General features: G+C 30.7%; 2 protein-coding genes. One reads left to right on the plus strand and one right to left on the minus strand.

Annotation, left to right across the window (positions count from 1 at the left end; translation table 11 throughout):
* Positions 1–206: 206 nt before the first annotated feature.
* A complete protein-coding gene (locus L350_RS22855; RefSeq protein WP_012564911.1) occupies positions 207–812 on the plus strand; it encodes a helix-turn-helix domain-containing protein in 606 nt (201 codons plus the stop codon).
* Between the two features lie 40 nt (positions 813–852).
* Here the strand turns inward: L350_RS22855 and mobV are convergent, their stop codons facing one another.
* Entirely contained in the window at positions 853–2025 is a 1173-nt protein-coding gene (gene mobV, locus L350_RS0122445) for a MobV family relaxase (RefSeq protein WP_071993654.1), read from the minus strand.
* Positions 2026–2163 lie beyond the last annotated feature (138 nt).

Here is a 2163-nt window from a genome sequence, read left to right on the forward strand (position 1 = left end):
AAAAAAAGTTATAGATTCCTATAACCTAAAAGTTATAGATTTCTATAACCCCAGTTATAGATTTCTATAACCCCCCTAAGTTGGTCATTCGACCAACTTCTTATAACTAAGTTATAAAAAGTTGTAATCATGTATTGACTAGTTGTATATTTTGTTTATAACTGAGTTATAAATACTTATAACTTAATTATTAATGGGGTTTTAATATGAAAAAAAATAAATTAGTAAATAAAGAAAATTACTCAATATTAGAGACTTTGCCGGAAGATCCATTATTTGAAAATAAATCGACTTTAGAAATTGATTTAAATCAATTCGATTTATTTAATAGAATTGCAAACGAAACTGTAGAAGAACTTATAATAAAAGAAGTTAACGATCCTAATGACCGAAGCGATAAAAGCAATGGTGTTAATTTAAATGCAAAAGTTTATGTAGAAAAAGAAAAAAAGACTTCATTAAAAAAAGATTTTGTTATTACATTTGTAGATAATCTTGAGGCTTTAGCAAAATTAAATTTAAAACCTAATGAGTTTAGAATTATCGTCGAGATTGTAAAGGTTATGGAATACGGAAATTTAATTAACCTTTCACAATCTACAATTGCGAAAAATTTAAATCTTGCAAAATCAAATGTAAGTTATTATTTTAAAAACCTTAAAAAGAAAAATATATTAGTAGAAAAAGACGGACACGTCTTTATGAATAGTAATATTTTTTCTAAAGGATTAGCTCATCGTTTGGACGAAGAAAAAAGAAAAAATTTGAAATCCGCACAAGTCGAAGACGATAATTTTAAAAACTCATTTTAAAACCCAACGGGAAATTTTTCACAGTTTCCCGTTCCGGGCTTTATAATTTTAAAGCCTTTGGCTTATTCTGGGGTGTGTAGTTATTATTTTGCTGTTTCTGTGAATATTCGGCATCTGCTGCTGCAATAGCAGCATTGAAGAGTTGTTTAAATTCTGCCGGTTTATGCTCTTGTATTAGATCTAAAACATCACTGTTGATTTTATATTTTTCATATCTCTGAGAGATTGAAGCATTTTCCTTTAACTGCCTTTTGTATTCTATTATTTCCAACTCCATATCTTTTATTTTTCTGTTTTTATTTTGAATGATTTGTTCTTGCTCAGCCGTGGCTTTGGCCACTGCTAACTTTTGCTCTTGTTGTACCCGTTCCTGGACTCTTCTGTTGAAGTTCTGACGGAGATCAGACAACTCAGCCTCTGAATGCTCTAACCGGCTCTTAAACCCGTTTAGACGAGCTATAAGGGGCTTTCGTTCGTTCTTGTAAGGTTTTAGAGCCTTTCGTATGTAACGATTAACCTCAGCTCCTGTGTAGTGCTTAGGCACTACCTCCGGATCTCTAAATAATTTTTTCTTTTCTTCTGTTTCAACAACTCTAATTTTTTCAATTTTATTATTTTCTATTTCTAATTCGGTTTCATTCTTAATGTTTTTAATATCGCTGTAAAATTCTTTAACTTCCTTATATTCTGCATTCGAAACCTCTTTTTTAATCCCACGGATTAAACCTAATGGCTTATTGTATTTAAAATATATATCCTGCATTGTTTCGTATTTTTTCATATACGATTTATTGTTTAGTTTATATATTCCGTTTTTATTTTCGATTGGTGTTATAAAGGCGTGAATATGTGGAGTTTGCTCGTCCAAGTGTAAAACTGCATTAATTGCATTTTCCCCATATTCACTTTGCAAATATTCCATTTGAACTTTAATCCAATCCTCCAATTTTTTGTTATTTGCAAAAAATTCTGGGGAAGCTGTTAAAACTAATTCATTACAAATAACAGAAGTAGAATTACGAGCTTTAACATTGGTTGCTTGAAACCTTGCATTAATATCAGTCCTTAAATCACCAGAACCGATTAAAATTCGGTTTTGGGATTTAAGGTTAGGATCTGCATTATGTGTTTTCCTCAATCGCATATTGTGAGAATTTTTCCCGGCGATTGAAGTATTTTTTGTTTTTTCCACTCTTAAAATTGCATAAGCCATATTCGAAAACCTCCCGTTAAAAGCAGTAAGGTTTTTTTCTTTTTGGCCCCTGCCAGGCTCACACCGAGATTTCTCGGTATAGTGAGTATACCTTTCTGCAAAATTGAAAATCTATAAATACATCTACAATAAAAAAAA

The sequence above is a fragment of the Enterobacter sp. MGH 4 genome (assembly GCF_000534735.1).
GTDB classification, from domain to species: domain Bacteria; phylum Pseudomonadota; class Gammaproteobacteria; order Enterobacterales; family Enterobacteriaceae; genus Enterobacter; species Enterobacter intestinihominis.